This window comes from Amycolatopsis sp. YIM 10, assembly GCF_009429145.1.
Taxonomy (GTDB): Bacteria; Actinomycetota; Actinomycetes; order Mycobacteriales; family Pseudonocardiaceae; genus Amycolatopsis.
The window spans coordinates 1,600,653-1,626,812 of record NZ_CP045480.1 but is presented as its reverse complement, the minus strand read 5'-3'; the positions used below and the strand labels follow the sequence as shown (position 1 = coordinate 1,626,812).

Sequence of the window (26,160 nt, the reverse complement as noted above, 5' to 3'; positions counted from 1 at the left end):
GCTTCCATGGAAAACGAAGGCCAACCACCCCGAGAGCCCAGGGCCACGGACTCTGCCGCGGAGGGACCCAAAAACATCGCGGCGGGTGCGGCCTGGGTAGCGGCCGCCGCGGGGTCGGGTGTGCTGGGCAACCTCGCCTACGACGCGGCGAAAGCCGCCTTGGTCAAGCTCGCCCGGCGGCCGAAGAACCCGGCGGATCACTACAGCCACGATCGTGTGCTGATAGCCAAACTCGCTGTCCAGGCCCGATGTCGAGAACTTCAGTGGCCCGTGCCCGAGCGCGCTTCCATGCGCGTACGCAGAATCGACGACGAAGGAGTCATTTGCCTCACGGCCGGCAAGTTGACGGCGCACGTCGCGATCGCGAGCGACAAAGACGAGATCCTCGTGCAACTGCACTCGTCAAAGCCGACGCGATGACCCATCCGGCGATGGCGAGTCTGCATTAGCCATCGGTGGACAACCCGCCGCTGCCGTCGGGCGTCTTGATGTATGACGTCGGTGATCCGACCGGAGGGGGGCGAGTTCCAGATGATCGACGAACGAGCAACGCGGCGGGTCGATGTGACGTCCCTGCCCGAGGACGTCGTGGAACTCATCGACGCCATCGGGCCCGGTGAGCAGCTGGTCATCACGCGGGACGGCGAGCCGGTCGCGACGATCTCCGGCACCCGCGGCCGAACCATCACCGAGCCCGGCTCGCCGGACGAGCAACCCGGCGTGACAGTCGTCGCCACCGCGATGAAGCTGTCGGCCTCGGCCCGGAGGTCGCTGTCGGCCGAACTCGGCGCGGACTACATCGTGCTGGACCTGCACGCGGCGCCGACGACAGCCGAAGTGCTGCTGGTGCCACCAGCCAGCCCGCAGCTGATCGGCAGCCTCCGATCGATGTTCCCGCGGGCTCGCGTCATCATCGCCGAGGTCGAGGACGACGTTCTCGGGGTCAGCTATCCCGGCCCGGTGCGCCGGTTGCTCGACGCCGGCGCCGAGACCTACCTCAGCTCGAACACCATCCCCCGCCTGGCCCGGCAACTCGACCACACCATCACCGACGCCCCCTCACGACCTGGGATCGAGGCGTCCCGAGGACGCCAACTCCCCCGGTGAAGACGCGCCGCCACCGGCTTCAGCAATAGGGCGCTTGGTTGGTGAGCGACGCCGCCACCCGCATCCAGACCCCGAAGAGGCGGTACAGGGCAGGCAGTTCGCCGGTGGCCCGGGTGGTTCTGCTGTCCGTTGTGGTGACCCCAGGGATTCCTGGCAGGATGGCCGCCACGGACGCCGACTGCCATCGCACGGCCAGGGTGTGCTCTCCCCCGGTGGCCGCTGCGGTGGGAGGTCGTGTCGAAAGCGCTGTGGCGACAGCCGTTTCGATGTGGTGGTGCGCTTGCGTCACGGGAAGTAGATCCGCCGCGAAGCGACCGTGTGCCCGCTTCACTGTCACGGTGGTGATCGAGTCGTCCCAGGCCGCCGCTTCCGCGCAGGCGGTGTCGTCACCGGTGAGCGCGACCAGCGGGACGCCGAGTGCCGCCGCGGTGGCTTGGGCGAGCCCGATTTCTCCCACGGGCCGGTCGTCGAGCCAGATGTCCTCGATCTCGTGGCCCATGAAGCTGTGGCTCAGCACGCCGGCGGTCCCGGCCCGGGAGTGGTAGCCGACGCAGATCATGGCGTCGTGCCCGGGTTCGAGGCCCGCCAGCATGCCCATGGTCTTGGGACTGCCCCTGACCAGGCGTGCTTCCGGATGGAGATCCTCCGGGCGGAGATTGCGCATCGGACCGTGTGCGTCGTTGACGAGGATGTCGGTCGCCCCCGCGGCGAGCGCGCCGCGCACCGCGGCGTTGACGTCCTCGGCCATGAGCAGGCGACCGCGTTCGTAGTCCCGTCCGCCGGGTTGGACGTCGGCGGCGTCTACCAGGCCGGTCACGCCTTCCATGTCGGCGCTGAGGTAAACCCGCATGCTCAGTTGTCCGGGAAGCGCAGCGCTCGTACGGCCCAGTCCAGTACCGGCGCCAGGCTGTCCGGCGCAGACCAGCCGTTGACCACCGCGAGGAGGCAGAGGTACCGGTCCCGGCGGGGGTCGTTCATGGTTTCCAGCTGAGACGCCAGTTGCCGGCGCAGCCCGTGATCATCGGGGCGGTTGACGATGTGCGCGTAGTGCGCCGTCAGCGCTGTGACGATCGGCTCGGCGGCCGGGGCGGTCGGATCGATCTCCTCGGCCAGTGCTGGTTCGACCAGGGATCGCACGGCTTCGGCGAGGCTGCGGGGCAAGCCGGTGGCGTCGGCCGAGCGTTCGGCCGCCAGGTTCTGGGCCATTTCCTGCATGCGGGCGCGGAAACCGTTGTCCTGGCACAGTTCGGCCAGCTCGACCCACGCCTGGATCTGTTCCTCCGTGGGGTCGTCGGGCAGTTCGGGGGTCATGGACCGGATGACCCCGGTGAAGGCGGGATGGGTGTCCAGCCCGTCGAAGACGGTGCCGAGGAACTCGTCGGTGAGCAGGCGGCGTTCGGTTTCGGAGAGCGTGGCCAGTCGATGCATGAGTTCCAACTCCTCAGGGGTGGTGCCGCGCCTGGCCGCCGCGGTGAGCAGCGAGCGCCGCAGGCGCAGCGTCTGGATCTGCACGTCCAGTGCGGCGGCGTGGGCCGCGGCGACGCGGGGCAGGGAAAGCTCCTGGTCGACGACCTTGCGGACGGTCGGCAGGTCGAGTCCGAGTGCGCGCAGGGTGCGCACGAGTTGCAGCCGGGCGACGGCTTCGTTGTCGTAGAGCCGGTATCCGGCCGGGCTGCGCTCGGCAGGCGTCACGATCCCGGAATTGGAGTAGAACCGGATCGCCTTCACCGTGAGACCGGTCAGCCGGGCCAGCTCACCGATGGGAACGAGGGCGTCGCCGTGCATGGAACTCACCTTGCCGTCTCCCCATACGGGAGACTCAAGTGCTCGACATCGCTCCGGGCGACCCGCATACCGGCGGCTTCAGCCGCCAGGACGTTGTCCTGACGGTCGTCGGTGAAGAGCACGCGATCCGGCGGCACACGCAGCGCGCGTAAGCACCACCGGTAGGACAGGAGGCGTACCTCGAATCGAGTGGACCATGCGTGCTCGACCGGCTCTTCGGGGATGGTGGACAGGAGCGCAACCCGTCTGCCCTGTGCGACGAGTTCGGCGATGAGCCCGACCATGGTCTCGTCGACTCCGCTCCAACCGGCGATGTCGGCCGCGACGAGACGCTCGAACCGGCGGTCGTCGAAGCGGGTGCCCTGCAGCTTGGCCACCATGCGCCAGTAGCCCGAACCGCGGTCGCCGGGCGGGCGCAGCGTCCAGTAGGCGTCCCAGAGATCAGGCGAAGGGGCACCGCTCCTGCCTTCTGCGGACTGCGGGCCGGTGAGGTCGAAGAGCAGCACGGTGCCGACCATGGGTCACACCGTCCGCACGATCGCTCCCGCCGCACCCAACCGGTCGAGCTGGTCGCCGGGAGCGGACTCGTCGGTGACAACGGCGTGCAGAGCCGACGCGGCGGCGACAAAGGCGAGTGCGGTCCGTGAGAACTTGGCGGCGTCCGCGACCGCGATGACCCGGCGGGAGGAGGCGATCGCCGCCCGCTTGATGGCGGCGTCGTCCAGGTCGTAGGCGGTCAGGCCGTTGTCCGCGTCGAGTCCGCAGCAGCCGATGATCGCGGTGTCGAACCGCAGTGCGGCCAGCGACGCCACGGTCAGCGGGCCGGTCAGCGCCAGCTCACCGGGCCGCGGGCGGCCACCGGGGACCAGCAGGGTCAACTGTGGCCCCCCGCTCAGCGCGTTCACCGCGTGCAGGGACAGCGGCATCACGGTCAGCCGCCGGTGTTCCAGGGCGCGGGCCACTTCCAAGCACGTGGTGCCGCTGTCGAGAACGACGGACTCGCCGTCGGCGATCAGCCGGGCCGCTTCGGCGGCGATGCGCCGCTTGACCTCCAGCCCGTCCTGCGCACGCAGCGCGAAGGGCGGTTCCTCACCACGCAGCAGCAGGCTCCTGGCTCCCCCGCGATAGCGCTCGAGCACGCCCTGCGCGGCCAGCACTTCGAGGTCGCGCCGGACGGTCATCTCGGACGCGCCAGTGAGCGCGGCCAGCTCCGCGACGCCGACGCTGCCGGCCTCCCGCACCGCGTCGGTGATCTGCCTGAGTCGATCGGTCACCACGCAAGTGAACATCATCTTTGTTCGTAAGGCAATCTTTCGAACAACATCGATGTTCTATATGTTCGATGCATGACACAGGACCTGCGGGCGGCCCGGCTGGCCACCTTCGCCTACTTCTCGCTGAACGGCTTCCTCCTGGGGATGTGGGTGGTCCACATCCCCGTCATCGAGGACCGTGCCGGGATCAGCCACGCCGCGCTCGGCTGGCTCCTCCTGCTGCTGGGCGCGGGAGCCTTCGCCGGCATGCAGGCCGTCGGCCCGCTCACCGACCGCTTCGGGGCCCGCACCGTCGTCCCGCTCAGCGCGGCGCTGTGCAGCGCGGCCGTGATCCTGCCCGGCCTGGCGACGAACGCCTGGACGCTGGGAGCCGCGCTCGTGGCGCTCGGCATCGGCAACGGCTGCCTGGACGTCAGCATGAACGCCCACGCCGTCCAGGTCGAGCGCGGTTACCGGCGGCCCGTCATGTCCGCCTTCCACGCCACCTTCTCCATCGGTGGCGTTCTCGCCGCACTGGCCGGATCCGGCGCCCTCAGCCTGGACTGGAACCCGGCGGTGACACTCGGCCTGGTGGCCCTCGCCGGCCTGGTCGTCGCCACGCTCGCCGCCCCCGCACTACTGCGCCACGAAGCCATCCGCCCCATGGACGACGCCTCCCCTGCCCCGAAAACCCGGACACCCCGGCGCATCTGGCTGCTGGCCACGCTGGCCTTGATGATCATGCTGTGCGAAGGCGTGGCGAACGACTGGAGCACCCTGCACCTGAGCCAGGTCCTCGACGCGACCGCGGCCACCGCCGCACTCGCCTACGGATCGTTCGCCACCGCCATGACCGTCGGCCGCCTGCTCGCCGACCGGGTCACCGCACGCGTCGGGCCCGTGGCCGTCCTCCGCTACGGTGCGTCCGCCGCCGCGCTCGGCCTGGCCACGGCCGCCCTTTCCCCCTGGATCCCCCTCGCGCTGGTCGGCTGGGCCGTGTTCGGGGCGGGGTTGTCCGGCTGCGTCCCGCAGCTCCTCAGCGCAGCCGGCCATACCGACCAGGATGCCGCGGGCGTCAACGTCTCCCGCGTCGCCGGACTCGGTTACCTCGGCATGCTCGCCGGGCCGGCCGTCATCGGCCCGCTGACCCATTTCCTGCCGCTCAACCTCACGTTCTTTCTCCCCGTGGCCTGCTGCGTCGCCGCCGCGGGCTTTGCCGGAATCCTGCGCACTCCGGCTCATCACGATAAAAGCCGAAATTGGGAATACCAGGTGTAACATTCGATGCACGACAAGCGTCCGCTGTCAGGATCGGGACCTCAGGCTCCCGCAGGCAAACAAGGGACGACGATGATGACCACTACCGATCCGATGCGAAGAAACGACCGACTGGCCGTCTGGAAAGAGCTGGTCGAGGCGCTCGAAAAGGTCGATTCGGCGTGGGAAGCCACGCGAATGGCAGGGAACGCGGCTTCCTCGCCGCTTCCCGGCGACGTGGCGGTGGCCATGGTCAAAGCGTGCCGCGGGGCGACCGAGGCGATCGCCGGGGTGACCGACACCCTCGTCGAGCAATACGACGGTGGCAGCACCTTCCAGGAAGTCGCCTCGGTGCTGCGGCAAGCAGTCGCCAAATGGCCGGCGAGGTGACCAGTCGCCCAGCGTCAAACTCCGGCGACGGCGGGGTATTCCTGAATCGCCGTTTCCAGTGAATCGTAAATGGCCAGGAAATCGTCCAGCCCGGTGAGGTGAATCAAGCGCAGGGCCGCTCTTTTCCTGGCCACCAGCCTCAGTTGTGTGTGTTCGCCCCGCTGCTGCCATCCGGTCATGATGGCGGCGACGGCGGGCACGCCGAGGAAATCGACCTCGGTCAGGTCGAGGACCAGCAGCGACGGGTGCTTCCGCAGTTCCCGCGTCATGATCACGACCAGGCGGGGGGCGGTGCTCAGGTCGAGGTCGCCGGTCACCGCGAGCACCGAGGCCCGGCGGCGTGACTTCACCGCCACCGCGAAGGGTTTCATCTTGCAAGCACCGGGATCTGACAGCTCAGCGGTATCGCGGCAACGGTGGCTCTGGCTTTCGATGGTCATGTCGTCTCCCGGAGGCCGATCCGCGTGGCGCCGGGGGCCGGGGCGATTGCTGACAGTCTACTCCTGTCCGGTCTCTTCGGCTGGCCGAATAGTTCCCGTCCGGCCAGGTCGTCACCGGGCTCAGGTGACGCGGTCATGGGCGGGTGTGTCTTCTTCCTCGTCGGGCATGTGGACGTCCGTGACGCTGATGTTCACCTCGACGACCTGTAGGCCGGTCATCTGCTCGATGGCGGCGATCACGTTGCCGCGCACCGCGTTCGCCAGGTCGGCGATGGCGTATCCATAGTGGACGAGCAACTGCAGGTCCACGGCGGCCTGGGTGTCACCGACCTCGACCGAGACCCCCTGACCGGCGCTGGCCGCGGCACCGGGAATGCGTTCGCGGATGGCACCGAAGGCGCGGGCGGCACCACCACCGAGGGAGAACACGCCGGGAACTTCGTGCGCGGCGATCCCGGCGATCTTCCGTACCACGGTGTCGGCGATGGTGGTGGCGCCCTTGGCGGAGGTGAGCGCGCTGAACCGGCCCCCTTCGACCTCGCCGGATGGGGTGTGGACCGTGGGAGGCACCGTTGAGGCGTTTGTCATTTCTTCTCCTTGGCTGGCGGGTGGTTCCGGATCCGGTCGATGAGCTGGCCGGCTTCAGCCGGGGTGATCAGGCCGCGCTGGACGGCGTCCAGGATCGCGGTGAGGGTGTTGAAATGGGTTTCGGCGACATCGGAGAAATCGGCGTCGAGCCGAAGATCCCGGTAGATCATCAGGACTGCCCTCCGCTCTGCGGAACTCGGGCCGGGGGCCGGGCGCTACCGCGGCCGATCCAGCACGGGGACGCGGTGATCGGTACCGGAGTTCCTGGCGAGCCGCGCGTAACAGCCGGGGCAGATCAGCGCGTCGACACCGGTGGCGACCATCGCGGATTCCGCGTCCTCAAGGCATGAATCGCAGGTATAGCTGGAAATCTCGGTGAGACTGTGCAACTGCAGCCCGCCCGAAGGCGGATACGAGGAGAGCACGGTCAGCGCCGGAAGCAGCTGTCGCACGCGATCTACCGCGAGCCCTTGACGAGCGCCTTGCGCTTGACGAAGCCGATGGCGGCGGTTCCGGCGAACAACGCGACGCCGATGACGAGGAGCCAGATGAGGCCCTCGACGAAGGCACCGACGACGATCAGCACGACACCGAGCACCAGGACGAGCAGAATGGTTCCCAACATGTGGCACCTCACGAACCCGGTTGCGGTAAGCACACCAGCCGGATTCGGCATGCGCGAGGCGGGTTCGGACTTCCCGGCTACCGGTGGATCGCGGTCGGTGTCGCCGGGGGCCGGGGCGATACCCTCAGCATACGCCGAATGCCCTCGGTTCGCGGCACGAGCACGCGGGATTCAGCCCTCGCGCCACGGCGGAGACTAGCCACGCGGTGGTGGCACGTGCCCGCCATCGACTTCCCAGCGCGCCATGGCCGCTTCCAGTGCGGCGGCAATCTCCGCGGAGTCGTACCGGGGAGTACGCCGGCCGGTGAGCAGCGTGGTGGGGCTGTCGGTGTTGTCCCGGTGCGCCGCGGCCATCTGCACGTCGTGCGCGGCTTCGGGATCGGTTTCCGGTGGTACGACCAGCAGGGTCACGCGGCCGCCCTGGCCGATGACGGTGACCGTGCCGGCGGCCTGTGAGCGGAATCCTTCGAGCCGGAACGTCTTGCCGCCCACGGTGATCCGCCGCGGTGTCGGCGGCCAGTCCTCGAGGTGGTAGGTGAACCTTTCGGCGACGTTCAGCCGCACGGCCAGCACCGTGAGCAGTGCGGGCAGTTCACGGGTGAGGTCACGGGTTCGCGGCCACCACGCGCCGTCGACGTACCCGGTGGCCGGGGCTTTCGGCTTCAGGCGAAGGCGGGTGGCCGACCGGAGGGGTTCCGTGCCGTTCCTGGCCGGAGTGATCGTGTGCGGGCCCGACTGCATGCCGGTACTCCCGTCCCCGGCGGTGAAGAGCCGGATGAGGGACCGAGGACGGCGCGGGCTTGACCGCCTGCGCACGGGTTGCTCTCGGACACCTTCGATCCTACACCGATGAGCCCGCCGCGGCCGGATCCTCATCCGGGCGAGACCGGGCGAAACCGGTCGGCGCGCAGCCGTCTCAGTCCGCTTCGCCGCCGGACGTGGGCGGCGAATCGGTGAGGCGGGCGTGCAGCCGTTCCCGGATTTCGTCCGGCGTGTAGGCCCGTCGCCGTCGCTCCTGGCGCGCGATCAACACCCCGGTCGCGGTCACCCCGACGAGCCCGGCCAGTCCGACTGTCTTCCACCAGCGCATCGGCCTAGGCTACTGCTGTGGCGGGAACCGGGCTCGATCTCGACGAAGCCGTGGCCGTGACGCGCACGGGCGACCTGTGGTTGTTCCGGGGGCGCTCCGCGGCCGACCGCACCATCCGCGTCGTGACCAACAGCCCGGTCAACCACGTCGGCATGGCGGTGGTGATCGAGGACCTGCCGCCGCTGATGTGGCACGCGGAGCTGGGCCGGGCACTGCCGGATGTCTGGTCGGGCACCCACCAGCGGGGCGCCCAGTTGCACGACCTGCGCCGGGCCGTGCTCGTCTGGGCCGAGAAGTACCACCAGCAGGTCTGGCTGCGCCAGCTCGACCACCCGGTCGACGGCGAGATGGAGGACGCCGTCCTGCGGACGATCGCGCGGCTCGACGGCACACCGTTCCCGTCGACCGCGCGCCTCGCGTCCCGCTGGCTCGGCGGCCGGTTGCCGTCCCGGAAACGAGGCTCCCGCGACACCACCCTCGAGACGGGCTACTGCGCCGAGATCGTCGCGGTGACCTACGAAGCCATGGGCCTGCTGCCCCCGGGGCGCCGCCCGAACTGGTACGACGCCGGCCGGTTCTGGAGTGGTGACAACCTCGAACTGGCGGGCGGCGCCGCACTGGGCGACGAACTCGCGGTGCGCCTTCCCGGCTGACTTATTGGTCCACTGTGGACATTATCGGGGAACCTCGGTCGGCAGGCGGGGTTCGCGGTGCAGCAGTGCGAGCGCCTCGGTATCGGTGACCGCCGGGAACTCCCGGTAGCTGTTGCGGACCGTGTACAGCCACGGCACCGAACGCAGGCAGACGAACTGGTCGACCTCGCGGGCGAGCCGGTCGAGAACGGGTGCCTTGGCGACCGGAACGGCCAGCACGATCCGGCGGGCCTGACGGTCGCGCAGGACGCGGATCGCCGTGTGCGCGGTCGTGCCCGTGGCAGCGCCGTCGTCGGCGAGGACGACCGTGCCGCCGGCGATCGGCACCGGCGTGGCGTCACGCCGGTAGACGGCGACCTGCCGGGCCAGACCGGCCCGCGCCCGCTCGGCGAGCCGGGTGAGCTCGGCCGCCGAGATGTCGAACCGGCGGATGGCGTCGTGGTCCCAGACGACCAGGCCGCCCTCGCCGACGGCGCCGAGCATCGTCGGCGGCGGTCCGGCGGCCTCGATCCGCTGGGTGAGCAGGATGTCCAACGGTGCGCCGAGGACGTCGGCGATCCGGCCGGCGACCACCAGCCCGCCCTCGGACAGGCCGAGGACCACGGCCCGGTCGCCGCGGAGCTGGCGCAACCGGAGAGCCAGCCGTTCGCCGGCTTCCCGGCGATCACGAAACCGCATGGGCGCTCCGGGGAGTCGGCGGCCGATCGTCCACACCGGACCTCACGCCGGTTTCATCGAGGCTGGTCCGCCGTCGACGGGGCCAGCACGACCGTGGGGGCGAGGTGGCGATCGGCCAGGGCGCGGGCCACGTCGCTGAGCCGGAGGTTGTTCCGCCGGGCGTAACCACGCAACGCGGTGAACGCCGCGTCCATGCTCAACCGCCCGCTGACCGCGAGCACGCCCTTGGCCTGCTCGATGATCACCCGGCTGTTCAACGCGGTCTGCAGCTGCTCGGACAGGACCTCCCCCTGGCGGACGGCTCGTTCGTGGAGGATGCCGATGGTGGCGGTGTCGGCCAGCCCCTGGGCCAGCGCGACGTCGTCCGCCGACAGTTCCCCCGGCCGGTGCCCGAACAGGTTGAGCGCTCCGATCGTCTGCTTGCGCAGTCGCAGGGGCACCGCGTGCACGGACGCGAATCCGTCCTTGGCCGCTTCGGTCGCGAACCGCGGCCAGCGCGCCGCCTGGGCGGCGATGTCGGCCACCAGCACCGGCGTGCTGGTGGTGAAGCACTCGACGCACGGGCCCTCGTCGATGTCGAGCTGGAACAGCTCGAGCAGGCGTGCTTGCTCAGTGGAGGAGGCGAGCACCTGCAGGCCGCCTCGCTCGTCGACCAGCGTCAGCCCGGCCGCCGCGACGTCGAGCAGCTCCACACATCGCTGCACCAGCGTGTGCAGCAGGTCGGCGACGTCGTAGTCGTCGATCAGCGTGTCCGCCAGCGCGACGAACGCCCGGACAACCTGTCGTTCACGGTCGGCCATGCCCACCATCTCCTGGTTCGTCAGCTGCTTTCATGGTGATCCTCACCGGAACTCCTCGTCCAGTCGCAGCCGTCCGGCCACGATGTCGGCCGCGACCTCGAGCAGGGAACGTCCGTGCCCGAACGAGTAGGCCCGCAGCCGGGCCAAGGCGGCGGAAACGGGCAGGTCCAGGTGCGCGATCAGCATCCCGGTGGCCTGGTGCACCTCCCGGTACCGCATCCCCGCGCCTTCCATCCACCCCCCGTCGCCGTCGAGCCAGCGATCGCCCCCACCGCTGAGCCCCGACAGGGCGAGCGCCGCGATGTCGGCCACCTGCAACGCCGTCGACAGCTCGGCGGCGCCGAGGGAGCCCGGCGTCGAGCGGTAGGTGTCGAGGGTCGCCACCCGCACCGCCCCGATCTGCACCGGAAAGGTGAACAACGCGGCCACCGGGTACGCGGCGGCTTCGGCGGCGAACACCGGCCACGCCGCGGGTGAACCGGCGGCCAGGTTCGGCACGAGAACCGGCCCGCCGACGACGGACGCCTCGAAGCACGGCCCCTCACCCAGGGAAAACTGCAGCTCCGCCAACGCGGTGCTCACCGGATCACTGGCGTAGACGATCTCGCGGCTCCCGGCGTCGGCCATCACCGACACCGCCGCGCCGTCCACCGGCAGCAAGCGCACACACGCCCGGCACACCCGGCCGACGACGTCGACCCCGCTGCCGGCGCCACCCTCGTCCAGCGCGGCAAGCACACTCGTACGGAGGACCTCGACCTCAGCCACCGCGAACCCACCACCGGCGAGCTTCCCGTTTCCGCATCCGGTCCCTCCGGGTCGGTGTTCGTGATCGCCACACCAACTCGGACGTGACCACGTCCGGATCAGCACCGCTGCCGCGGTTGCGTGCACCGAGCGTACCCGCCCGGCCAGGGCGCAAACCGCACCCGGAAGCGTGGGCCGGTCGCCCGCGGCCCACGCTTCCTCTCAGCCGGTAGCCGATCCGCTCGGGCTCTTCCGGTCGGGCGCCTCACCGACCAAGCCGCGCTCCAGCTTGCCGAACCCGCGGAGCGCGGGCGCGTAACCGGGGTTGAGCTTGCGGGCCAGGCGGTCGGGCTTGGGCCAGCGGACTTCGGTGGCCCAGCCGAGCTTTTCGAAGAGCCAGATCAGGCGCGCGGACATGTCGAGCTGGCCGCGCCGGACGCCGTGGCGGGCGCCGGTGGGGTCGGCGTGGTGGGAGTTGTGCCAGGACTCGCCCATGGAGGCGATGGCCAGCGGCCAGAAGTTCGCGGACTTGTCGCGGGCGGCGTAGGGCCGGTCACCGATCATGTGGCACAACGAGTTCACCGACCAGGTGACGTGGTGCAGCACCGCCACCCGCACCAGGCTCGCCCAGAAGAACGCGGTCAGCGCGCCCCACCAGGACATCGTCACCAGGCCGCCGATCAGCGCGGGGGCGAGCAGGGTGGCCACGGTCAGTGCCGGGAACCAGCGGTCGACCCGGACGATGTCGCGGTCGGCGAGCAGGTCGGGGGCGAAGCGCCGCGCGTTGGTCTTCTCCCGGTCGAACAGCCACCCCATGTGGGCGTGCCAGAAGCCCTTGGCGAGCGCGGCGGCGGAAGTGCCGTAGCGCCACGGGGAGTGCGGGTCGCCTTCGCGGTCGGCGTAGGCGTGGTGGCGGCGGTGGTCGGCGACCCAGCCGATCACCGGGCCCTGCATGGCCATGCTGCCGGTGACGGCGAGCGCGATCCGCAGGCCGCGGTTGGCCTTGAAGGCGCCGTGGGTGAAGTAGCGGTGGAAGCCGATCGTCACCCCGAGCCCGGTCAGGAAGTAGAACCCGACCGCCAGCGCGACGTCGAGCCAGCCGAGGCCCCACCCCCACGCGAACGGCACCGCCGCGGCCAGGGCCAGCAGCGGCACCACCGCGAACAGCTTGACCAGGAAGGTTTCGGTGCGGGATTTCTCACCGGCGAGTATCGGCGCCGCGGCCCTGGTGGGCCGGTCCAGCGTTTGTGTCATCTCAATCGCTTCTTTCCGTGACGTACCTGTCCGCCAGGGTCTGGGGCGATCAAGTTCCGGGGAGCCCGCTGACGGGGCCTGAACCGGGGAACTGTGGGGGCTGCCGAGACGTCCCCACCGCGGGGGCGAGGAGGAAGAGGCCCGCGAACCGTGCGGCGCGAGCAGAGCAACCACTGGTTACAACGAACGGACCACGGGAATAATTCCCGTGCGGGACGACTGTTCGGACGCCCGCCGGGCACGCTGATCGGAGGCCATCTAGCGTGGCGGGTGTGGAGCACCCCGAACCCGACACCCGGACCCTCGAACGCGCCCTCCACCAGTACGTGCGTGCGGTCGCGGCCGCGGTCGGCGTCCCGGACGAGAGCACCACGGTGGAGATCAGCGACACGGCCACCGCCTACCTCGGGCTGCCTCGCCGGTGGCCCGACCGGCCCGGCCACGACGTCATGCTGGTGTGGAACGAACGGCGGGGGTGGTCACTCGCGGTGGAGACCGATCCCGCCACGGACCCGATCGTCCTCGCGCACCAAGGCGACGACGTCGTGCCCGAGCCGAACGCGGTGGCGCGGTTCGTCGCCGACACCGCCGCCGGGCGCTCGACGGGCCAGGCGCCTCCCGGCCGGGAGATCACCACGACCCGCGGGTCCCTGGCGGAGCGACTGAAGCCCTATCTCCGCGACGCGCCGGGGTGACCATTCATCGCCAGGACGATCTCCGGGCACCCGCCGCGTGCTGATGCACCAGCGCATTCGACGTCGGGGGTTCCTGGTGGGTGCCGGTCGGCTCTACGCCCCGGCGATGTCGTTGGCGGCGACGTAACCGAAGGTCATCGCGGGACCGATGGTGGAGCCGGCACCGGCGTAGCCGCGGCCCATGACCGCGGCGCTGGCGTTGCCCGCGGCGTACAGGCCCGGGATGACCGTGCCGTCGGGGCGAAGTACCCGCGCCCGCGCGTCCGTGCGCATCCCGCCCTTCGTACCGAGATCGCCGGGAACAACCTTGAACGCGTAGTACGGCGGCAGCCAGAGAGGCGTCAGGCACGAGTTCGGGTGCACGGCGGGATCGGTGTAGTAGTGGTCGTAGGCACTCTGGCCACGGGCGAAGTCGGCGTCGGTCCCGGTGTGCGCGAACCCGTTGAACCGGGAGACGGTCTTCCGCAGCGCCTGCGCCGGCACGCCGATGGCGGCGGCGAGGCCATCGACGGTGGCCGAGCGGTAGACGGCTCCGGACGTGTACCACGAGCCGGGCAGGGCGAAGGTCGGCAGGACGTCCTTGAACAGGTACTTGTTGCGGTAGTACTGGTCCACGATCAGCCATGCGGGAATGCACGGATCGGTCGGGTTGCGGTCGTACATGACGTGCACGACATCGCCGTAGGGTGCCGCCTCGTTGACGAACCGCTCCCCCGCCGCGTCGACGATCAGGCCACCGGGCAGGGTGCGTTCGGCGAGGCAGAAGTAGGGCGCGTCGGGCAGCGGAATGGCCGGGCCCCACCAGGCGTCGTCCATCAGGTCCAGCGCCGCGCCGGCCCGCGCGCCCGCCCGGATGCCGTCACCGGTGTTCTCCAGGGCCCCGACTGTCCACTGTGTACCGGTCGGCTGCTGGTGGTACTGGTCGCGCATGGCGGCGTTGTGTTCGAACCCACCGGAACCGACGATCACCCCGCGCCGCGCCCTGATCATGCCGGTGGTACCGCCCCGCGACACCAGCACACCGGTGACCCTGCCGCCCTCCAGCACCAGGTCGACCAACGGGGTGGTCAACCACACCGGCACGTTCGCCGCCAGCAACCCGGCCCGCAGGCCACCGGCGAGCGACTGCCCCATGGTCAGCGGCTTCTCCCCACGCAAAGCCGCGGCGGTCCCCCTGGCCAGACACTCGGCGGCGACCGCCGCGCCCTTGGCGTTGACCGCGGACAGGGCGAGCCACTTGTAGTCGGCGCTGAACACGACCAGGCCGGGCGGGGTGGCCAGGTATGGCGGGTTCAGCCGGGCGAGCTCCGCACCGAGAACGTTGCCGTCCAACTGATCCGGCTCGATGGAGCGGCCGTTCGGCATGCCGCCGGGCAACTCGGGGTAGTAGTCGCTGTACCCCTCCATCCAGCGGAACCGCAGCGGGCTGTTGGCCATGACAAAGGAGAGCATCGCCGGCCCGTTGTCGAGAAAGGCCTGCCGCCGGGCGGCGGGCACACTGGGCCCGACCACGGCGGCGAGATAACCGGCGGCCTTCTGTGGCGTGTCAGGAACACCGGCGGCGAGCAGAACCTCGTTGCAGGGTATCCAGATCCCCGCCCCGGACCGGGCGGCCGAACCACCGAACGTGGCCGCCTTCTCGACCACCACACAGGAAAGTCCCCGATGGGCAGCGGTCAGCGCGGCCGTCATACCCGCGGCGCCGGCACCGACCACGACGACGTCGTACTCACCGATGATCGGCTCAGCCGCGGCGGCGAGAGGATCGACCAGGCCTGAAGCCAGAGCGATCGTGGCACCGGCAGCGGTGCCGTGCAGAACCTGCCGGCGGGACAGCTGCCCACCGGGTCTGTTGGTGTCGGCCATGCCCCTCAACTTAGAACGTGTTATAGCTCACACGCAATCAATTCATCCATACACCACAAGACTTTGGTGCGAACAGACTGAAATGTGTTCCATCCAGATGAGTCACTGCCGCGGTGCACGACGGGATGGAGCGGCTGATGACCGGCCGGACGATGGTGATGGTGGCGCACCGGCTACGGACCGTCCAGCGAGCCGACCGTGTCGTTTCCCCGACCGTGGCCGGGCCGTGACGGAAAGCGAGCACGGCGAACCGCTCCGCCGCGACGACCGCTACGCCGGGATCCGGGAGCACGCCTTGGCCCCCGCCGTTCACCGAGCGGTGGCAAGATAGTCGATTCGCCCGCAATTGATCTTGATACCCGCTACGCTCCCATTCATGCCTGGGGGTAGCCGCACCGGTGAGACCCTGATCCCGCGGGGTCGGGGTCCGCGGCATGCCACCGTCCTACCCGGATTCGGGCGATGCGAAAATCATTCAGGATTTCTTCTCACCAAGGCGGCCAGATGGACTCGAATTCACCCCCCAAAGGGGTCGCAGCCGGTTTCCACGTCAGCACGGCCAGCCTGGACGCGGTCCAGCAGAAGCTGGCCGAGGTGCGGGACCACTTCCAGGGCAAGGTCGATACCCTGAAATCGCTGGAGAGCCAGCTCGGCGACGCGTTCTTCGGCGGTAACGCAGGTGAGACGGGCGCCTTCCAGCGAAGCTATCAGGCATTCGGCCACGAATGGGTCAGGCAGATCAATCGCATTCTGACCCTCGATCAGCGTTTCGTGAACCTCATCAACGAGCACAGCGAGGCAGTTCGGAACGCGGCCACCATGTACGCCAAAGCCGACGAGGACGCGCGGTTGAAGATGCAGTCCATTCTTGACGACACGATGCAAATCGGCGTGCGGAGGGAATCGTGACCAACGAATGGCCGCTGGCCCCGGGCGCGAAACCACCGCACCGGTTGCTGGTCGACGTGGACACCAACGAAATGCCGCACGCCGAGCAGTTCGCCGCCAGCCTGGAGGCACTCGCGAAACGAACCACGGAAGTTTATTCGCCGATCCCCTGCATCGTGACCATCGAAGGGGAGCAGCATGAACTGCACATCCACGGTGAACTCGGTGCCGAGCCGACTGGGTCTTCCTCGATCAGCGTGGCGAACCACGCTCATCTCGAAATGGCGCTTGACGTCGAGTACGCCAGCTCGGTGATCGAGCACCTCGGTACGACTCCCGAACACTTCATGGCATTCGCCCAGGTGCTGTCGGGGCAGCACGTCGCCATGAGTGAGACGGGGTACCTGGGGCCGGAGTCCGAAGGTTACGCTCCCCCGATCGATTTCGCCTACTACCACCTCGCGTTCTTCAAGGTCTCGGACGGGGGCACGCCCTCCGGGGACGTGAAAGAGGCCCTCGCCGACCATGCCGCACTCAACAGTGCGCAGCAGGCGATCGTCATGTCGGAATGGGACAGCACGGCAAAAGAAGCGGCGATGGAGAAGTTCGTCGGACTGATGAACTTCCTCATCTACCTTCGAGGTCCGATGTACGCGGAACTCGGCGCGACGCTCGTCACGTACGCGACTCTGGTCAAAGCGGCCAGAAAGCAACTGGACGAACTCATGGCCCAGGCCGACGCGGCGATGCGGCGGCTGGATGCGCATGCCCCCGAACCGGGCAAAGTGCTGGGGACGCTGCTGACCTTGGCGGGCTTCATCCCCGGGCTGCCCTATGCGATCGCCTTCGGTATCGGCTTGGCCTCGGCCGTCGTTTCCGCGATCGAAGCCAAAGCCAAAGTGGAAAGCTCGGAAAAGATCCCCATTCCCGCTGATCGGTGCAACTCGTGCGTGGACATCCTGAGCTGGTTCCTCGAGAAGGCTCGTGACACCTGCGAAGAGCTGGCTGTCGGCATCCAGAACCTGACGAAGCGACTTCCCGAACTGCTCAACGAAGTGGCGGCGCAGATCCCGAAGGAGGCGTACATCCAGGAAGAGCTGAGGACATTGCCCGCCTGAGGTTCACCACCGGTGCGGGTTCCGGGCCGCGTGGGCGCGCAGGAAGTCGGCGCCGCCCTGACACGCCGGTCGCCGGTTAGCCGGAGTCCATCTCCACCACGGCGCAGAGTACCCACCACAACGCCAAGTCGGCCACCTATAACACTGTTTCACGCGGTATCGTCGCAGGTCACAAGGTGTGGTCCCGGCGCGAGCGGGGTGGTCCGGCCCAGCTCGGTGCCCACGCGTTCACCGGCAGCACGGGCAGCGGTACTGGCCCTCGGCTCGGACGACGTAGTCGACCAACCCGTCGCGATGGCAAGCCCGTACCCCAGTCGGGCATGCCCCGCTGTTCACCGGCTACCGCTTGGCAATAGGCTGGTCTTGATCGTTGCCTCCTGATCGAGCGGATCGTGCCATGGCAGAAGTCGACCGGTTCACGATTGACACCTCCAAACCCAGCATCGCGCGGGTTTACGACGCCTTCGTCGGCGGTAAGGACAACTACGAGGTGGACCGGGAGGTCCTCCGGTACATCCAGGAAGTCGCTCCGGAAGCCATCCTGGTTGGACGGCAGTGCCGCGCGTGGTTGATCCGGGTGGTCCGGTTCCTGGCCGGTCAAGCCGGCATCGACCAGTTCCTCGACCTGGGCTCCGGGTTGCCCACCGCCGAGAACACCCACGAGGAAGCCCAGCGGCTCAACGCCGAGGCGAGAGTGGTCTACGTCGACAACGACCCGACCGTCGCCGCGCACGGCCGCGCACTGCTGGAGGAGAACGAGCACACCCGCTTCCTGATGGCCGATCTGCGCAACCCCGCGGAGATCTTGGCCAGCGATGTGGTCACCCGGCACTTCGACCTGAGCCGGCCGGTGGGCTTGATCCAGTCCAATTCGCTGCACCACGTCGCCGACGACGAGGATCCGGTCGGCATCATGCAGACCTACGTCGACGCCTTGGCGCCTGGCTCCTACGTCGCGATCTCGCATCTGCACAACCCGGACGACGGCAGCTCTCGTGCGAAGCTCGCGGTCGAGTCCCAGGCACGGTTCAACGAGATGATGGGCAGCTGCTACTACCGCACGCGCGGGGAGATCGCCGAGCTGTTCAGGGGCCTGGAAATGGTCGAACCCGGCCTGACGCACCTCTTCGAATGGTGGCCCAACGGCCCGCGCCTGACCGAACCCAGCGATGGCGAGTACAACCTGCTCGGCGGCGTCGCCCGCAAGCCGTAACCCTTCTCCGGGACCTCGTGCCGCACGTGGTCCCGGCGCCGCCCTCCCGGCCGCTATCTCGTCGGCACCGCCACGACCATGTCGCGCAACTCGTAACCGCCGATGGCGTCGTTGAACGACACCCGCGGCGCTGTGTCCATCCGCACCCCCGGCAGGGCGAACAGCTTGCTGAGGAAGATGTCGGTCTCCACGATCGCGATGTTCGCACCGGGGCACTTGTGCGCGCCATCCCCGAAGGACAGGCCGTAGGCGGACGCGTTGTCGAGTGGGCGCAGGGGGCATACCTCAAGCGGCCGATCGCCTACGGCCGCCGGATCGGTGTTGGTCGCGCTGAGCTGAATGTCGATGATCTCGCCGGCGGCGACAGTGACCGACTCCTCGTTTTCGGCAGGCAACTCGATGGGTGCGGTGGCGCGCCGCCTGAGGTGCCCGACGATCGGTTCCAACCGCAGCAGTTCGTGCAGGATCGCGAGCCGCTCGGTCTCCTCCGCGGCGCGGTAGCGCCCGAGCAGCGCGCTGTCGGTGAACAGGTGCCATGCGGCCAGGTTGACGAACTCACGCGTGGTGACCATCCCCGCGGCGGCGAAGGTGATGCATTCGCCAAGGATCTCCGCGGATGAGCAGCCCTCGTCCAGCAGGTGCGAGATCAGGTCGTCACGCCGCCCGGCGCGGCGCGCGCGGACGGCGGGCCGGACATCGTTGAGGTAGATGCCGGCCCAGTTAGTTGCCTGCCGCCAGATCCAGTAGAGCCCGTTCAAGCTGGTGAAACCCGGCGTGCCGAATTCCTCGGGGAAGAAGCGCTCCAGCCGGCGCTGGAGACCCGGACGGCTCTCGGTCAGGCCGATCACCGCGCAGGCCACCTCGATGGCCAGGTTGAAGCTCAGCTCAGACAGGTGCGCCTGCCCGGAGCCGCGAAGCTTGTCCAGTTGCTTGTCGGCGACGCTCTCCATAATCCCCCGGTAGCTCTCGTCGACCCGGCGCGCGGTGAAGTACCTCGCGGTCTGCCGACGATGCTCGCGGTGCTCTGGCCCGTCCCGGTACAGAACCGGACGCCGGATCTTGGCAGGCATCTTCTCGACGGTCTCCACCCCGAGTCCGGCTTGGACGGTGTCGGTGCTGCGCAGCACGGCACGCGCGGCGGCGTAGCCGCGCACCGTCCAGACTCCGTCGGAGCTCCGGCTGATCGGGCACCCGCCCTCAGCTTCGCCGCGATCGACCTTGCGCGCGTTCGTCCCGTCGGCCGGCATGTCGCGATCGATCCCCTCTACTGCTGGGAGAAAAGCATGGCTCGTCTCTTCTAGCAGGTTTCCGCGGCCCCGCACAGCGGCCCCCCACAGGGTAGTAGTGTTCTTGAACCCTCCCTGCAATGAAGCCTGCCGTGAAACGAGACAGGACATTGAAAGGCCGGGCTCAGTCTCCGTGTCCTGGCCCGGGTGGCGTGGCTTGCGGTTTCTTGTCCGGGTGCTGTCGCTTGTCGAGGGCGTAGATGACCGCGGGTTTCCCGTCACCGGGGCTGCGGCGGTCCAGCTCGAACAGGGTCGTCGCGGCGATCAGGTCACTGAGCTTGGCGTAGCCGTAGTTGCGTGAGTCGAAGTCCGGGCGCTGCTTGGTGATGATGTGCCCGACCGCGGCGAGGACGGCCCAGCCATCCTCGTCGGAGGCCGCCTCGACCGCGTTGCGCAACTGCCTGACCAACGCGGTGTCCTGCTTCAGCTGTGCGGCCGAGGCGCGCGGAGGCGGCTTGAGCGGGACATCGGCCGGCGCCGCGGCGCTCGCGCTGTAGATGAGGTTCTCGGTATAGATGAACTTGTCGCAGGCCACGACGAACGGCTTCGGCGTCTTGCGTTCGCCGAACCCGTACACGGTGACCCCGGACTCGCGCACCCGCGCGGCCAGTCTGGTGAAGTCGCTATCGCTGGACACGATGCAGAAGCCGTCGAAGCGTCCGGTGTAGAGCAGGTCCATCGCGTCGATCACCATCGCCGCGTCGGTGGCGTTCTTCCCGCTCGTGTAGGCGAATTGCTGGACGGGCTGGATCGACTGCGCGAGCAACTGGTCCTTCCACCCCCGAAGGCTGGTACCGGTCCAGTCGCCGTAAGCGCGTTTGACGTACGCAGTGCCGTATTTGGCGACCTCGGCCAGCAGCCCATCGACGATCGCCGGCTGGGCGTTGTCCGCGTCGATCAGCACCGCCAACTTCGCCAGGTTCTCACTCACGAGGTGCACGCTCCCTGCGCATCGGATGCCACCGTTCGGTGGAAGGTTGCAGGCTACCGGCGGCATGGCGCTAGCGGGGTTCGGTCCGATAGCTCGGGTGCGTCGGCTCAGAAGGCACTGCCCTCACGCCAAGTGGCGAGTGACCAGGGGCTGCACGGCGGTGCCGCTTGATCCCGGTCACGCAGCGGGTGTACCAGTCCATCGCCACGTGAACTCGCAGTTGATCCGCCACCACGTCACCGGGTCCAGCGCGAACACCTCCAGCCGCGTCGAAGCCGTCAGCACGTACTCACCCCGCCGCGTGAGCCCGAAGGTGGGCTCGGGGGCTGGCAAAGCCTTCCCCCGAGCCCACCAGGGGTCACTCGGTCTGGGTCATTGTCCTGTTGCTAGACGCCGAACGGAGCCGCGTACCGGATGGTGCCTGACGGGATGGCGCCCGCGGAGTCCAGTACGAGGGCCATCATGTTCTCGTCGGGCACGTCGAACGAGGCACGGATACCGAACTCGGATGCCCGAGTGAACCCGAACCTTGGGTAGTACGTGGCGTGGCCGAGCACGACCACGAGGTTCTCGCCGATCTCCCGAGCTTTGCCGAGCGCGGCGCGGATCGCGGCGGACCCGGCACCTGTGCGCTGATACTCGGGACGAACGGCACACGGTCCCAGCGCGAGGGCCGGAGCACCATCCACGTGGCACCGAGTGAGCAGTGCGAAGCCGGCAACGGTGCCGTCAGCCGATTCGGAGATCCAGGACAGGGCAGGCAGCCAAGCTTCCGGATCCATACGCAGTGCGTCGACGAGGTCGGCTTCCAACTGGGTGGGGAAGGCCGCGAGGTTGATCTCGCGGATCGCTTCCCGATCGTCCGCGCCGGCTTCCTGACGAGTGGTCCACGAAGTGGTGGTGGGCATAGCGGAGCGCGTTTCCTTTTCCGTGACAAGGGATTCGGTGGCCAGCCGGAGGATGTAGCCGGTGTAGCGGTACTCGGCCCCGTGTTCGCGGCGCAGCGTTATCTCTTCCAGGGTCGCCTCGACGGCCGCGGTCATCGCCGGGTCGGCCGCGGCAACCGCGGCACGTTCGGCCAGCGGCGTGTAATAGTCGTCGAACCAGTCGGCGTCCGGCAGCGGATGGACATCGTCGACGGTGTACCCGAGGGCCTCGGCCGAGGCGATGTTGCTCGCGGTGTCGCGCAACCGGTAATGCCGATCCCAGTACGAACGCGCCTTGGCCGACGGGGTCTCGGTGGCCCATTCACACTCGGTGACGACCAGTACCCCATCGGGAGCAAGTAACCGCCTCCACGACGCCAAGGCACGGTCGAAACCGACGTTGTAGACCGAGCCTTCGGCCCAGATCAGATCGAAGCTCCGATCGGGGAACGGCAGATCGATCATCGACAGGCACGCCGTCCGGATCGAGGTGATCCCGCGTGCGGCGGCCTCGGCCGCCAGTTCGTCCAGGAACGGCCGATGCAGATCGACAGCGGTGACCGCCGCCCCGATCTCGGCGGCCAGCAGCAACGCGGCGGGACCGGGACCGCAACCGAGGTCCAGGACCCGGGGCCGCGCCGGCAGGGGGCCGGCCAGCCCGAGCAGATGCCGGGTGGTGGCGTCCGAGCCGGGACCTTGGCGCCGCAAACCTTTGTGCAGGGCGAAGAACGCCTCATGGCTGGGGTCCGGTCGGTTTTCCGTGGCTTCCGGAGGGAACTCGCGCGGGGTCATGGCCGACCGTCCCGGAAGCGGTAGGTCGCGCGCAGATGACGGGTGATGGCCTTACGGTTGTTCTCCCGTTCCGCACGCAGCCGTGCATCGCTGCGGGAAGCCGCCCAGTCGTTCTCGCGCAGCAGTTTGCGGTAACTGGCCAGTCGACGTTCCGGCAACGTGCCCTCGGCGATCGCGGCCGAGACCGCGCAACCCGGCTCGCTCGTATGACCGCAGTCGGAGAATCGGCAGTCCTCGGCGAGTTCCTCGATCTCGGGGAAGACCTGCTGGAGCCCGGCTTCGCTGTCGTGCAGACCGACAGCGCGCAGACCTGGTGTGTCGATGAGGACACCGCCCCCTGGCAACGGCACCAGCTCACGGTGGACCGTGGTGTGCCTGCCTTTTCCGTCCTGCGCCCGAACTTCGCCGGTGGCCAGCTGTTCGGTGCCGAGCAGGGCGTTGCCCAGCGTGGACTTGCCCACGCCGGACGGGCCGAGCAGCACGACTGTCCCGGTGAGCACCGCGGGAAGCGTGTCCAGGCCCGCGCCGGTGACCGAGCTGGTCACCAGTACGTCGACACCGGGGGCCAGGGCGGCCACCGTGTCCCGCAACTCGTCGGCCTGCCCCGCCGCCTGGTCGGCCTTGGTCAGCACGATCACCGGAAGCGCGCCGCTCTCCCAAGCCAGAGCGAGCATCCGCTCGACCCGCGCGGCGATCACCGGAGCGGCGAGCGACACGGTGACGACCACAGTGTCGATGTTGGCGGCCAGCACCTGACCATGCGACGAGCGCGACGCCGAGGACCGCACGATGGCGGTTCGCCGTGGAAGCAACTCCACCAACTCCGGCTCGGCGCCGGGACGCAGGGCGGCCCAGTCACCGGTGCAGGCGGAGAAGCCCGGATCAGCGGAGACGGCCGCCGCCACGGTGGCGCGCACCGGACCGTCCGCGGTGACGGCGGTGACCTGACCACGGTCGACCCGGGCTATCCGGGCCGGCACCAGGCCGGCGGAACGAAGGTGGATGAAAGCGTTCTCGTAGGACTCGTCCCAGCCGTACGCGCTGAGCGCGCCGTAGGACGACGAGGATGTGCGAGGTCGTGATGACAACGGAAGTGATCCTTAAAGGAAGGGACCCCGCCGAACACAAGAGGAACTCACCGAGGGGCCGAGAGCCGCCTCAGCGGAATTTCAGAGTCCGACCGGGATCCGGGACGTGAGGTTGGCCCGGACGCTGCGCACCGCAGCGGTCGCCGCGACGGTCATCAACCTCACCCCCCTCTCACTCGGTCCGATGTCAAGTCAGTCATCCACTGACTGCAATTTCCCAGTATACCCACATACCCGAGCCGCGTTCTGGGAGGCCGCCTCTCCTCATCAGTGCCAGGACTGAGGTTTCGGCCTGACCAGACCTCTGGTACGCGATGACCACCAGTTGGGTGCGGTCGCGCGTGCAGCTTCGTCATGGCCCGCTGGACGTGTGTGCGGACGGTCAGGGGGCTGATCACGAGTTGGTGGGCGATCTCGGTGCTGGACCTGCCCTCGGCGGCCAGGACCATGACCTCACGTTCTCGCGCGGTGAGGGCTGCCGGCGGCTCGGCGTGGCCGGACGGGGTGGCCGGTTCGGCGGTGGCGAGGAACCGGGTGATCAGCGCGCGCGTCGCGATGGGCGGCAGGAGCGCCTCGCCGGCCGCGACGGTGCGGATGCCGTCGAGGAGGGCGTCGGCCGAGACGTCCTTGCCGAGGAAACCGCTGGCGCCCGCCCGCAGCGCCGTGGCGACGTATTCGTCGGTCTCGAAGGTCGTGAGGATCAGGACGCGGGTGGCGGACAGAGCCGGGTCGGCGCAGATGGTTGTGGTGGCGGTGAGCCCGTTGACGCGGGGCATGCGGATGTCCATCAGGACAACCGTGGGGTGGGGCGTCCGGGTCAGCTTCACCGCCTCGTCGCCGTCCGCGGCCTCCCCGACGACCGTCATGTCGGGGTTGGCTTCGATCAGCATCCGGAAGGTCGCGCGCAACAGCGCCTGGTCGTCGGCGATGAGGACGCGGATGCGGTTTGCGCCTCGATGCCGGGCGTCGACCCGGTCTCGTCGGAGAGGCCGGACGTCGTCGCCGACGCGAACCGACGGCGACGAGCACGGCCGCCCACACCAGCACGACGTACCAGCGCCGCCGGAACGCGAGCCGGCCCAGTCGGTAGAGAAACGTAGCCACGGGAACCGAGGCCTCCACATCTGTTTGCCGGTGTGCCTCCTGTGCACCGCGGCTTCCGTCAACTCGGTCAACCATCACCAAACCCGCTGCGGCGATCGCGTTCACTGCTCGGCGAGCACAACGGCGCCTTCCCGCTGGAGCAGGACCAGGAGCTCGTCGATGTGCGCGGCGCGGGTCAGCACGCTGTTGATGTTGATGCGGAGAACGCGCCGTCCGCGCAGCACAGTGGTGGACAGCCAGGCCCGGCCACCTCGCTCGATCCGCTGCTGCAGCCGTTGTTGCACCTCGTCCTGCACCGGACCGGGAGCGTCGCGCAGCTCGCCGGGTAGAAACCGCGCGCAGCACACCGCGGTTCGCACCTCACCCCGCACTTCGAACTCCTCCATTGTGGACAGCTGGTCGGCGAGTCGACGGGTCAGCGCGAGCTGCCGGTCGATGACCTCCGCATAACCACGCCGGCCGAGCCGGCACAACGCGGCCCACAGTTTCAACGCGTTGCCCCTGCGTGTACCCAGTTGGCCGTAGCGGAAGAAGTCGAGGCCGCCGTCGTCGTCACCGCGGGACTCGTCCAGGTACTCGGGGGTGCAGTCGAATGCGGCACGGAGGCCGGACCTGCCGTGCCGGGTGAGCAGGGCGCCGCAGGAAAACGGCACGAACATCCACTTGTGCGGATCCAGGGTGACCGAGTCGGCGCGTTCGATCCCGCGCAGGAGCGCGCCGTGCGTCGCGGAGAACGCGAGCGCTCCCCCGTAGGCCGCGTCCACGTGGTACCACAGGCCGTACTCGGCGGCGAGGTCCGCAAGGGCGTCGAGCGGGTCGATCGCGCCGGTCGAGGTGGATCCGGCGATGCCGACGATCGCGGCCGGTCGGCAACCGCGCGCCAGGTCGGCCTCGATGGCCGCGCGCAGATCGTCGAGGCGGATACGGAAGCACGTGTCGGTGTCGATGGTGCGCAGGTTGTCTCGGCCGATGCCGAGGATGTCCACGCTGCGCCGCAGCGAGTAGTGCCCCTGTTCGGAGGCATATACCCGGATCGGCGCACCGGTCCCGGCCAGGCCGGCGTGCGCGACCTGGCGCGCCGCCCGGTCCCTGGCGCACTTCAGCGCGATCAGGTTCGCCTCCGAGCCGCCGCTGGTCAACGTGCCGAAACCGTCCCCGGACCGGCCGACCAGCTCGCCGAGCCAACCGATCACAACCGACTCCAGTGCGCTGACCGAGGGCGACTGCCGCCAGGCCGCGCCGTTCTGGTTCAGCGCCGAGCACAACGCGTCCACCCACACCGCGACCGGTAGCGGCGCCGGATTGAACAACCCGAAATAGCGCGGACTGGAAATGGTGGTGGCGTCCGGCACGATCTTCCGCCGCAGGACGTCCAGCACCTCCAGCGCACTGGTGCCCTCGACCGGCATCGCGCCTTCCAGCAACGTGGTCAACCGCGTCGGGGTCGCACCCGAACACACCGGTGCCTCATCGAGGCCACGCACGTAGTCGGTGATCATCTCGGTCATCGCCGCACCAAGGTCGGCGTGCTCCTCAGCCATCGCCGACGCGCTGAACTCCGTCATGACGCCAGCCTCGCCACGATT

At 69.0% G+C, this 26,160-nt stretch carries 31 protein-coding genes; 9 read left to right on the top strand and 22 right to left on the bottom strand.

Annotated elements, in window-relative coordinates; translation table 11 throughout:
• Window positions 1–6 precede the first annotated feature (6 nt).
• Both YIM_RS08040 and YIM_RS08035 read left to right on the top strand, forming a co-directional pair.
• A complete protein-coding gene (locus tag YIM_RS08040) occupies window positions 7–420 on the top strand; it encodes a hypothetical protein (RefSeq protein ID WP_153029731.1) in 414 nt (137 codons plus the stop codon).
• A 111-nt stretch (window positions 421–531) separates the two neighbouring features.
• A complete protein-coding gene (locus tag YIM_RS08035) occupies window positions 532–1,107 on the top strand; it encodes a hypothetical protein (protein ID WP_153029730.1) in 576 nt (191 codons plus the stop codon).
• Window positions 1,108–1,126: 19 nt separating this feature from the next.
• Here YIM_RS08035 and YIM_RS08030 read toward each other — a convergent pair whose 3' ends face one another.
• The 4 genes from YIM_RS08030 to YIM_RS08015 are packed head-to-tail and all read right to left on the bottom strand — an operon-like array spanning window position 1,127 to window position 4,166.
• Entirely contained in the window at window positions 1,127–1,957 is an 831-nt protein-coding gene (locus YIM_RS08030; protein WP_153029729.1) for a M55 family metallopeptidase, read from the bottom strand.
• Between the two features lie 2 nt (window positions 1,958–1,959).
• Window positions 1,960–2,892 carry a MerR family transcriptional regulator gene (locus tag YIM_RS08025; RefSeq protein WP_153029728.1) on the bottom strand — a complete coding sequence of 311 codons (933 nt, stop codon included), beginning with the start codon at window positions 2,890–2,892 and terminating at the stop codon, window positions 1,960–1,962.
• A 5-nt stretch (window positions 2,893–2,897) separates the two neighbouring features.
• A complete protein-coding gene (locus tag YIM_RS08020; protein ID WP_153029727.1) occupies window positions 2,898–3,410 on the bottom strand; it encodes an HAD family phosphatase in 513 nt (170 codons plus the stop codon).
• Window positions 3,411–3,413: 3 nt separating this feature from the next.
• Window positions 3,414–4,166 (bottom strand): DeoR/GlpR family DNA-binding transcription regulator, encoded by a 753-nt coding sequence (locus YIM_RS08015; RefSeq protein WP_228004615.1) that lies wholly within the window; start codon window positions 4,164–4,166, stop codon window positions 3,414–3,416.
• A gap of 72 nt (window positions 4,167–4,238) precedes the next feature.
• On the opposite strand from YIM_RS08015, the gene YIM_RS08010 reads away from it, so the two are divergent.
• Entirely contained in the window at window positions 4,239–5,423 is a 1,185-nt protein-coding gene (locus YIM_RS08010) for an MFS transporter (protein WP_153029726.1), read from the top strand.
• 6 nt (window positions 5,424–5,429) lie between these two features.
• Window positions 5,430–5,792 carry a hypothetical protein gene (locus YIM_RS08005; RefSeq protein WP_153029725.1) on the top strand — a complete coding sequence of 121 codons (363 nt, stop codon included), beginning with the start codon at window positions 5,430–5,432 and terminating at the stop codon, window positions 5,790–5,792.
• A 14-nt stretch (window positions 5,793–5,806) separates the two neighbouring features.
• On the opposite strand, the gene YIM_RS08000 is transcribed toward YIM_RS08005, so the two are convergent.
• From YIM_RS08000 to YIM_RS48540, 7 genes are all read right to left on the bottom strand, one after another.
• Window positions 5,807–6,232, bottom strand: a complete 426-nt coding sequence (locus YIM_RS08000; protein ID WP_153029724.1) for an STAS domain-containing protein — start codon at window positions 6,230–6,232, stop codon at window positions 5,807–5,809.
• A gap of 120 nt (window positions 6,233–6,352) precedes the next feature.
• Window positions 6,353–6,820, bottom strand: coding sequence for an Asp23/Gls24 family envelope stress response protein (locus YIM_RS07995; RefSeq protein WP_153029723.1), 468 nt, complete (start codon window positions 6,818–6,820; stop codon window positions 6,353–6,355).
• A complete protein-coding gene (locus YIM_RS07990) occupies window positions 6,817–6,990 on the bottom strand; it encodes a hypothetical protein (RefSeq protein WP_153029722.1) in 174 nt (57 codons plus the stop codon). Before YIM_RS07990 ends, YIM_RS07995 begins: the two co-directional genes overlap by 4 nt.
• Window positions 6,991–7,035: 45 nt before the next feature.
• Window positions 7,036–7,272, bottom strand: coding sequence for a hypothetical protein (locus YIM_RS07985; protein WP_153029721.1), 237 nt, complete (start codon window positions 7,270–7,272; stop codon window positions 7,036–7,038).
• A 5-nt stretch (window positions 7,273–7,277) separates the two neighbouring features.
• Entirely contained in the window at window positions 7,278–7,445 is a 168-nt protein-coding gene (locus tag YIM_RS07980; protein ID WP_153029720.1) for an LPXTG cell wall anchor domain-containing protein, read from the bottom strand.
• A gap of 195 nt (window positions 7,446–7,640) precedes the next feature.
• Complete coding sequence (locus YIM_RS07975; RefSeq protein ID WP_194240078.1) at window positions 7,641–8,186, bottom strand: DUF5994 family protein; 546 nt, start codon at window positions 8,184–8,186, stop codon at window positions 7,641–7,643.
• A 175-nt stretch (window positions 8,187–8,361) separates the two neighbouring features.
• Complete coding sequence (locus tag YIM_RS48540) at window positions 8,362–8,535, bottom strand: hypothetical protein (RefSeq protein WP_194240077.1); 174 nt, start codon at window positions 8,533–8,535, stop codon at window positions 8,362–8,364.
• Between the two features lie 17 nt (window positions 8,536–8,552).
• Here YIM_RS48540 and YIM_RS07970 point away from each other — a divergent pair, with 17 nt between their 5' ends.
• Window positions 8,553–9,188 carry a hypothetical protein gene (locus tag YIM_RS07970; protein ID WP_153029719.1) on the top strand — a complete coding sequence of 212 codons (636 nt, stop codon included), beginning with the start codon at window positions 8,553–8,555 and terminating at the stop codon, window positions 9,186–9,188.
• Between the two features lie 21 nt (window positions 9,189–9,209).
• On the opposite strand, the gene YIM_RS07965 is transcribed toward YIM_RS07970, so the two are convergent.
• The 4 genes from YIM_RS07965 to YIM_RS07950 all read right to left on the bottom strand — a co-directional run bounded on the left by YIM_RS07965 (window position 9,210) and on the right by YIM_RS07950 (window position 12,667).
• A complete protein-coding gene (locus YIM_RS07965; protein ID WP_153029718.1) occupies window positions 9,210–9,866 on the bottom strand; it encodes a phosphoribosyltransferase in 657 nt (218 codons plus the stop codon).
• A gap of 53 nt (window positions 9,867–9,919) precedes the next feature.
• Entirely contained in the window at window positions 9,920–10,666 is a 747-nt protein-coding gene (locus YIM_RS07960; protein WP_153029717.1) for a GAF and ANTAR domain-containing protein, read from the bottom strand.
• A 42-nt stretch (window positions 10,667–10,708) separates the two neighbouring features.
• Entirely contained in the window at window positions 10,709–11,434 is a 726-nt protein-coding gene (locus tag YIM_RS07955; RefSeq protein WP_153029716.1) for a GAF and ANTAR domain-containing protein, read from the bottom strand.
• A 201-nt stretch (window positions 11,435–11,635) separates the two neighbouring features.
• A complete protein-coding gene (locus YIM_RS07950) occupies window positions 11,636–12,667 on the bottom strand; it encodes an acyl-CoA desaturase (protein WP_153029715.1) in 1,032 nt (343 codons plus the stop codon).
• 272 nt (window positions 12,668–12,939) lie between these two features.
• Here YIM_RS07950 and YIM_RS07945 point away from each other — a divergent pair, with 272 nt between their 5' ends.
• Window positions 12,940–13,362, top strand: a complete 423-nt coding sequence (locus YIM_RS07945; protein ID WP_153029714.1) for a DUF6292 family protein — start codon at window positions 12,940–12,942, stop codon at window positions 13,360–13,362.
• A gap of 93 nt (window positions 13,363–13,455) precedes the next feature.
• On the opposite strand, the gene kstD is transcribed toward YIM_RS07945, so the two are convergent.
• Window positions 13,456–15,228 carry a 3-oxosteroid 1-dehydrogenase gene (gene kstD, locus YIM_RS07940; protein WP_153029713.1) on the bottom strand — a complete coding sequence of 591 codons (1,773 nt, stop codon included), beginning with the start codon at window positions 15,226–15,228 and terminating at the stop codon, window positions 13,456–13,458.
• A gap of 504 nt (window positions 15,229–15,732) precedes the next feature.
• On the opposite strand from kstD, the gene YIM_RS07930 reads away from it, so the two are divergent.
• The 3 genes from YIM_RS07930 (at window position 15,733) to YIM_RS07920 (ending at window position 18,447) form a co-directional block, all read left to right on the top strand.
• Entirely contained in the window at window positions 15,733–16,137 is a 405-nt protein-coding gene (locus YIM_RS07930; protein ID WP_153029712.1) for a WXG100 family type VII secretion target, read from the top strand.
• Window positions 16,134–17,234 (top strand): hypothetical protein, encoded by a 1,101-nt coding sequence (locus YIM_RS07925; protein ID WP_153029711.1) that lies wholly within the window; start codon window positions 16,134–16,136, stop codon window positions 17,232–17,234. The genes YIM_RS07930 and YIM_RS07925 overlap by 4 nt, the downstream gene beginning before the upstream one ends.
• A 397-nt stretch (window positions 17,235–17,631) precedes the next feature.
• Window positions 17,632–18,447: an SAM-dependent methyltransferase gene (locus YIM_RS07920; protein ID WP_153029710.1), complete on the top strand. Its 816-nt coding sequence runs from the start codon at window positions 17,632–17,634 to the stop codon at window positions 18,445–18,447.
• 53 nt (window positions 18,448–18,500) lie between these two features.
• On the opposite strand, the gene YIM_RS07915 is transcribed toward YIM_RS07920, so the two are convergent.
• The 6 genes from YIM_RS07915 to YIM_RS07890 form a co-directional block, all read right to left on the bottom strand.
• Window positions 18,501–19,769, bottom strand: a complete 1,269-nt coding sequence (locus YIM_RS07915; protein WP_228004614.1) for a cytochrome P450 — start codon at window positions 19,767–19,769, stop codon at window positions 18,501–18,503.
• Between the two features lie 88 nt (window positions 19,770–19,857).
• Window positions 19,858–20,637: an NYN domain-containing protein gene (locus tag YIM_RS07910; protein ID WP_255463065.1), complete on the bottom strand. Its 780-nt coding sequence runs from the start codon at window positions 20,635–20,637 to the stop codon at window positions 19,858–19,860.
• Between the two features lie 413 nt (window positions 20,638–21,050).
• Window positions 21,051–22,382, bottom strand: a complete 1,332-nt coding sequence (locus YIM_RS49975; protein ID WP_153029708.1) for a bifunctional class I SAM-dependent methyltransferase/N-acetyltransferase — start codon at window positions 22,380–22,382, stop codon at window positions 21,051–21,053.
• On the bottom strand, window positions 22,379–23,470 hold the full coding sequence (gene rsgA / locus YIM_RS07900; protein ID WP_153029707.1) for a ribosome small subunit-dependent GTPase A: 1,092 nt from the start codon (window positions 23,468–23,470) through the stop codon (window positions 22,379–22,381). The genes YIM_RS49975 and rsgA overlap by 4 nt, the downstream gene beginning before the upstream one ends.
• Window positions 23,471–23,631: 161 nt before the next feature.
• Window positions 23,632–24,645 (bottom strand): response regulator, encoded by a 1,014-nt coding sequence (locus tag YIM_RS49970; RefSeq protein WP_370468966.1) that lies wholly within the window; start codon window positions 24,643–24,645, stop codon window positions 23,632–23,634.
• A gap of 30 nt (window positions 24,646–24,675) precedes the next feature.
• A complete protein-coding gene (locus YIM_RS07890) occupies window positions 24,676–26,139 on the bottom strand; it encodes a pyridoxal-dependent decarboxylase (RefSeq protein WP_153029706.1) in 1,464 nt (487 codons plus the stop codon).
• Window positions 26,140–26,160 lie beyond the last annotated feature (21 nt).

Coding starts and splice junctions, on each gene's coding strand:
- YIM_RS08040 (WP_153029731.1), top strand. CDS start 7: ATGGAAAACGAAGGCCAACCACCCCGAGAGCCCAGGGCCACGGACTCT.
- YIM_RS08035 (WP_153029730.1), top strand. CDS start 532: ATGATCGACGAACGAGCAACGCGGCGGGTCGATGTGACGTCCCTGCCC.
- YIM_RS08030 (WP_153029729.1), bottom strand. CDS start 1,957: ATGCGGGTTTACCTCAGCGCCGACATGGAAGGCGTGACCGGCCTGGTA.
- YIM_RS08025 (WP_153029728.1), bottom strand. CDS start 2,892: ATGCACGGCGACGCCCTCGTTCCCATCGGTGAGCTGGCCCGGCTGACC.
- YIM_RS08020 (WP_153029727.1), bottom strand. CDS start 3,410: ATGGTCGGCACCGTGCTGCTCTTCGACCTCACCGGCCCGCAGTCCGCA.
- YIM_RS08010 (WP_153029726.1), top strand. CDS start 4,239: ATGACACAGGACCTGCGGGCGGCCCGGCTGGCCACCTTCGCCTACTTC.
- YIM_RS08005 (WP_153029725.1), top strand. CDS start 5,430: ATGCACGACAAGCGTCCGCTGTCAGGATCGGGACCTCAGGCTCCCGCA.
- YIM_RS08000 (WP_153029724.1), bottom strand. CDS start 6,232: ATGACCATCGAAAGCCAGAGCCACCGTTGCCGCGATACCGCTGAGCTG.
- YIM_RS07995 (WP_153029723.1), bottom strand. CDS start 6,820: ATGACAAACGCCTCAACGGTGCCTCCCACGGTCCACACCCCATCCGGC.
- YIM_RS07990 (WP_153029722.1), bottom strand. CDS start 6,990: ATGATCTACCGGGATCTTCGGCTCGACGCCGATTTCTCCGATGTCGCC.
- YIM_RS07980 (WP_153029720.1), bottom strand. CDS start 7,445: ATGTTGGGAACCATTCTGCTCGTCCTGGTGCTCGGTGTCGTGCTGATC.
- YIM_RS07975 (WP_194240078.1), bottom strand. CDS start 8,186: ATGCAGTCGGGCCCGCACACGATCACTCCGGCCAGGAACGGCACGGAA.
- YIM_RS48540 (WP_194240077.1), bottom strand. CDS start 8,535: ATGCGCTGGTGGAAGACAGTCGGACTGGCCGGGCTCGTCGGGGTGACC.
- YIM_RS07965 (WP_153029718.1), bottom strand. CDS start 9,866: ATGCGGTTTCGTGATCGCCGGGAAGCCGGCGAACGGCTGGCTCTCCGG.
- YIM_RS07960 (WP_153029717.1), bottom strand. CDS start 10,666: ATGGCCGACCGTGAACGACAGGTTGTCCGGGCGTTCGTCGCGCTGGCG.
- YIM_RS07950 (WP_153029715.1), bottom strand. CDS start 12,667: ATGACACAAACGCTGGACCGGCCCACCAGGGCCGCGGCGCCGATACTC.
- kstD (WP_153029713.1), bottom strand. CDS start 15,228: ATGGCCGACACCAACAGACCCGGTGGGCAGCTGTCCCGCCGGCAGGTT.
- YIM_RS07930 (WP_153029712.1), top strand. CDS start 15,733: ATGGACTCGAATTCACCCCCCAAAGGGGTCGCAGCCGGTTTCCACGTC.
- YIM_RS07920 (WP_153029710.1), top strand. CDS start 17,632: ATGGCAGAAGTCGACCGGTTCACGATTGACACCTCCAAACCCAGCATC.
- YIM_RS49975 (WP_153029708.1), bottom strand. CDS start 22,382: ATGACCCCGCGCGAGTTCCCTCCGGAAGCCACGGAAAACCGACCGGAC.
- YIM_RS07890 (WP_153029706.1), bottom strand. CDS start 26,139: ATGACGGAGTTCAGCGCGTCGGCGATGGCTGAGGAGCACGCCGACCTT.